This window comes from Pedobacter sp. 01T416_2 (assembly GCF_056398925.1).
This window is the reverse complement of record NZ_JBFTQI010000695.1, coordinates 1-5,282: the sequence shown is the minus strand read 5'-3', so window position 1 is coordinate 5,282 and position 5,282 is coordinate 1. Positions and strand designations below refer to the sequence as shown.

Sequence of the window (5,282 nt, the reverse complement as noted above, 5' to 3'; positions counted from 1 at the left end):
GTTGATGGTGTGTTGTTGTTGATTGACTAATTAAAATAACACTCTTTTTTTGTTCAGATTTTATTTCGGTTGAAGATCAATCAGTGTTTCGTAAAGATGGATATGCTCGGCAGCGATTACTTCTTCCGAGAAATCTGTTAAAATACTCAATCTTGCTGCTTTTTGGATTTCTTCTTTATTTGGACGGTGGTACAGCCACTCAATGCCGTTTGCTAAATCTTCTGCATTTTGATACTCTGCGRGATAGCCATTCTGCATGTGTTTCACCATATCAGGTATGCCACCTGTGGTAAAAGCAACAACGGGTGTAGCGCACGATAAACTTTCCATCACGGTATTGGGGAGGTTATCTTCCAATGATGGCGTAATAAATGCATCTGCAGCAGAATAACATTTCGCCAAATGATCATCTTTATTAATTGTGCCTAAAAAAGTGGTTTTGAAAGGAAATTCGGGCATTTCGGCATTTTCCTTATTACCGAAAATAACCAACTCAATATTTTCTTTTTGTATTCCAGGCCTACGCGACAGGATTTCTAAAGCTTCGATTAAATAGGGTGTTCCTTTGTGTTTGTCATTTTTTGAGGGCATAAACCCACTCATCAAGACAAATTTATCTGGATTGATCTTCAGAATTTTCTTTGCCTCCGATTTAACATAAGGTTTGAAAATTTTTGTTTCAATCGTATTCGGGATAACTGTAGCTTTCCTCGTGCCCAACAAACTGCTGAACTTTACCGATGCAGCCATCCATTTGCTTGGTGCTACGATATGGAAATTCAATTCTGTATAAGCTTTTTGTTTACGCACCCAGGTTTTATGAGAAATATCATTTTTACCACTGATTTTTAAAATGGGGCAATTGCCGCACTGCTGGTGAAAATTTTCGCATCCATAACGCACATGGCATCCACCTGTAAAAGCATTGCTATCATGAAAAGTCCATACAATTGGCTTTTCCAGTTCATCAAGCTGCGCCAAAAACTTAGGATTTAAGAAACCGTGGTTTACCCAATGTAAATGGATAATATCGGCATTTTTAACATCGGGATGGTTAATTACCGAGCGGCCGAACCATTGTAAACTGAATGGCGTCTTTATCGATTTGCTGAGCCATTTTGCATAATATCTTTCAGATAAGATGTTATAAATGGCTTTGGCTTTTTGAAAAGGCGACCTGCTAAAGGTATCTATCTTCGGGTTTTGACCAAATTTATAGTAAACCAATACTTTCGAATCGATTCCACTGGCCTTTAAGGCATCACTTAAACGCAAACAGGCACGCCCTGCTCCGCCATTTCCATCGTAGGTATTTAGGTGTACTACTTTCAAATCAATCAAAAATACATTTTATTGTTTACGAATATAAAATCTGTTGTGTATTTTCATCCTAATATTTTTTATTGCTTTTTAATTGTAGGATGGAGCCTTTGATGTTTAAAATAATCATGTCTGAATTTAATGATTATTTTAAACAAGCCGGGTTCATGCATCAAAGCCAAACAAAATAAATTATGATCAAATCCCTGTTAAAATCGCTTGCGACACTAGCATTTTTGTTGTCTATCCATTCATTTGTTCAAGGGCAAACCTACTTTGCTGCATACCCTGCTTTAACGCCCGATGCACAAACAATAGTATTCAGCTATGATGGTGATATTTGGAAAGTACCCGTAAAAGGAGGTGTGGCTTCGAGGGTTACAGCCATGCAGGGCGAAGAAATTAATCCGAAAATATCTCCTGATGGGAAATGGATGGCTTTTTCATCAAACCAGTTTGGTAATTACGACGTGTATGTTATGCCTTTAACAGGTGGAGATATTAAACAATTAACTTTTAACGATGCTGCGGATGAAGTAGACAACTGGAGCTGGGATTCGAAAACAATTTATTTCACATCTGGTCGCTATAATTCTTTTTCAAGTTATAAAGTAAGTGTAAACGGTGGCACGGCCGTCCGTTTATTCGATAATTATTTCAATACCACGCACCACATCGCCGAATCGCCAAGTGGTGAACTGTTTTTTAACGATACCTGGGAGAGTTATAAACGTTATACCGATTATATAGGGAAAGATTTCTGGACCAGTGTTGATCAAAAAGGGAATGTCTTTTTTGTATCAGATGAAGGCAATGAGGAATATAATTTGTACACTTTTATCGGGGGCAAGAAAACAAGCCTGACCAGTTTTGATACTTCCATTAAGCGGCCTTTCGTTTCTGCTAACGGAACTACGGTTGTATTTGAGAAAGATTATCAATTGTACACCTACGATGTAGCTTCGAAGAAAACCGAGAAAATCAGTATCAGTACTTCACGTAACCAGGTATTGAGTAAAGAGCAAGAGTACGATGTGCGTGGAAATATCTCAGCATTCGATGTTTCTACCGATGGCAAAAAGATGGCATTTATTTCACGTGGCGAAGTATTTGTAAGCGATGCGGACGGAAAATTTATCCGTAAGATTACCAACAGTGGTGAGCGTGCTTTAGAATGCAAATGGCTGGCCGATAACAAAACGATTTTGTTCAGCCAAACAGCTAATGGCTATCAGAACTGGTTTACCATTACCGGTGATGGAAAAGGATCGGTAAAACAGCTGACAAAGGATAAAGCAAATGTACGTGATATCACTTTAAACAAAACCAAAACCATGGCCGTATACCTAAGTGGCAGAAATGAGCTCAAGCTGATGGATCTTAAAACTTTTGATGCCAAAACTTTGGTAACCGACGAGTTTTGGGCCCTACAAAGTGCCGCGCCAAGCTTTTCGCCAAATGATGAGTATGTGCTTTTTACGGTATACCGGAATTTCGAGCAGGATATTATGGTGCATCACATCAAGGGTAATAAAACCATTAATTTAACCAATACAGGTGTTACCGAAACAGGGCCTGCGTGGTCGCCCGATGGCAAATATATTTTCTTTACCAGTGCCCGTACCAAGCCGTCTTACCCAACGGGAATGCAGAATGCACACATTTACCGTATGGCATTGAATAATTATGACGAACCTTACCGTTCTGATAAGTTTGATGACCTATTTAAAGAAACCAAGCCTGCACCAACCGAAGTTAAGCCTGCRATAACTGATCTTAAAAATGATAAAAAAGCAAAAACAGATACAGCTAAAAAGAAGACTGAGGTAAAACTTACGCCAAAACCAGCAAATGTAATTACCATTAATACGCAGGATATTTTAGATCGCATAGAACTGGTTGGCCCTGCATTTGGTGGCCAATTTGGAACGGATGCTTTTGCCAAAGGCGACAAAACCTATGTGTTTTACTCCTCTAACCATGAGGGAGGCGCACCAGGTCTTTATCGCACTACTATTGAGCCTTTTGAAGCCAATAAAACTGAAAAAGTTGCCGATGGGGGCGATTACTCGATTGTATCRACTGGTGATAGATTTTTCGTTTTATCAAGAGGTGCAATCAACAAATATACCTTGGAAGGGAACAAGCTTGACCGCGTAGACCACGGTTATAAATTTACCAGAAACCTGAACGCCGAATTTAACCAGATGTTTTACGAGACCTGGGTAGGTTTAGATGAGAATTTTTATGATGAAAAATTYCATGGTGTAGATTGGGATAAAATGAGGACACGTTATGCAGCTTATCTGCCCTATGTGAACAACCGTAGTGACCTAAGGATTTTATTGAACGATATGCTGGGCGAATTAAATTCTTCGCACATGGGCTTTAACAGCGCGGGGGCAGAAGAACGCAAAAACCTTACTTACATCACCAACGAAACAGGAATCATCTTCGATAATGAAAATCCTTTAAAGGTTAAACGTATTGCGGCTAAAAGTAATGCCGCCCGTACTGGAACCAATATTTTGGCAGGAGATATTCTGACAGAAGTAAACGGTGTTAAGGTGGATGAAAAAATAGACCGCGATTATTATTTTAGTAAACCATCATTGGATAGAGAAATCACTTTGACCTTTAAGCGTAACGGAAAAGATGTTTTTGTAAACGTACATCCAGAAAGCTCAGGTACCCTGCGCGGAAATCTTTACGATGAGTGGATCGCTCAAAACCATAAAAATGTTGATAAATGGAGCAACAACAGGATTGCTTATTCTTATATGAAAAACATGGGTGGTGGCGAATTGGAAACTTTTTTATTGGATATGGTTGCACAAGAAGAAAATAAGGAGGCCATTATCCTCGATCTGCGCTATAATACCGGAGGGAACGTACATGATGATGTGCTAAAATTCCTTTCTCAGCGCCCTTATTTACAATGGAAATACCGCGGCGGTAAAATGGCTCCACAAAGTAATTTTGGTCCAGCAGCGAAGCCAATCGTGTTGCTAATTAACGAACAATCTTTAAGTGATGCTGAAATGACAGCGGCAGGGTTTAAACAATTAAAATTGGGTAAGATTATTGGTACAGAAACCTACCGTTGGATTATTTTTACTTCTGCTAAAGGTTTGGTTGATGGTTCTTCTTACCGTTTGCCATCGTGGGGCTGTTATACCATGGATGGCAAAAACATCGAAAAAGAAGGTGTTAAGCCAGATATCTTCATGAAAAATACTTTTGAAGACCGTCTGGCAGATAAAGATCCTCAACTCGAAAAAGCGGTGGCTGAGATTTTGAAGGACCTTAAATAGGGTTAATTGGAAGAAGGATTAATCGGTTAAGTGGTTGAATCGGTTAATTGAACGCACAGGTCGTCATTTCGACTGAAGTGCAACGTAATGGAGAAATCTTTTCCACGACTTTAAAAGATTTTTCTACTGCGGTCAATGGTGATGAAGTTTCAATGTGATATTTTTTATCAGTTTAAACAGTTAACCACTTTAACAATTAATCAAATTTTTCCGTTTCTTTGGGATTGGAATTATTTAAAACATGGCAAATTTATTAACCGACAGGGCTTTTTGGGTAAATTATTGGGAAAGTAAAAAAGGACTAGCGGTTCAGTTACCTTCAAACTATTTATTTCATAAGCAACTGGCCGATGTTATTCAGAAAGATAATGTTAAAACCGCTATAGAATTGGGTGGTTTTCCGGGTTATTATGCCGTATTCCTGAAAAAATATTTTCAGCTTGATGTTACCCTTCTAGATTACTTTGTTCATCCACCGGTTGTAAATGAGCTTTTAGAAAAGAACGGATTAACCGGAAAGGATATCCATATTATTGAAACCGATCTTTTTAATTACACGCCCGAAAAGCAGTATGATCTTGTACTAAGCTTATTGAAACCGATCTTTTTAATTACACGCCCGAAAAGCAGTATGATCTTGTACTAAGC

Annotated in this window: 3 protein-coding genes; 2 read left to right on the top strand and 1 reads right to left on the bottom strand. The window is 38.7% G+C overall.

Annotation, left to right across the window (positions count from 1 at the left end; all coding sequences use genetic code 11):
- Positions 1-60: 60 nt before the first annotated feature.
- Positions 61-1,341, bottom strand: coding sequence for a glycosyltransferase family 4 protein (locus AC1DPQ_RS22610; protein WP_477610947.1), 1,281 nt, complete (start codon positions 1,339-1,341; stop codon positions 61-63).
- A 173-nt stretch (positions 1,342-1,514) separates the two neighbouring features.
- Between AC1DPQ_RS22610 and AC1DPQ_RS22605 the strand changes: the two genes are divergently transcribed.
- Together AC1DPQ_RS22605 and AC1DPQ_RS22600 are read left to right on the top strand one after the other, a co-directional pair.
- Complete coding sequence (locus AC1DPQ_RS22605; RefSeq protein WP_477610946.1) at positions 1,515-4,634, top strand: S41 family peptidase; 3,120 nt, start codon at positions 1,515-1,517, stop codon at positions 4,632-4,634.
- 241 nt (positions 4,635-4,875) lie between these two features.
- Positions 4,876-5,280, top strand: coding sequence for a class I SAM-dependent methyltransferase (locus AC1DPQ_RS22600; protein ID WP_477610945.1), 405 nt, complete (start codon positions 4,876-4,878; stop codon positions 5,278-5,280).
- Positions 5,281-5,282: the final 2 nt, after the last annotated feature.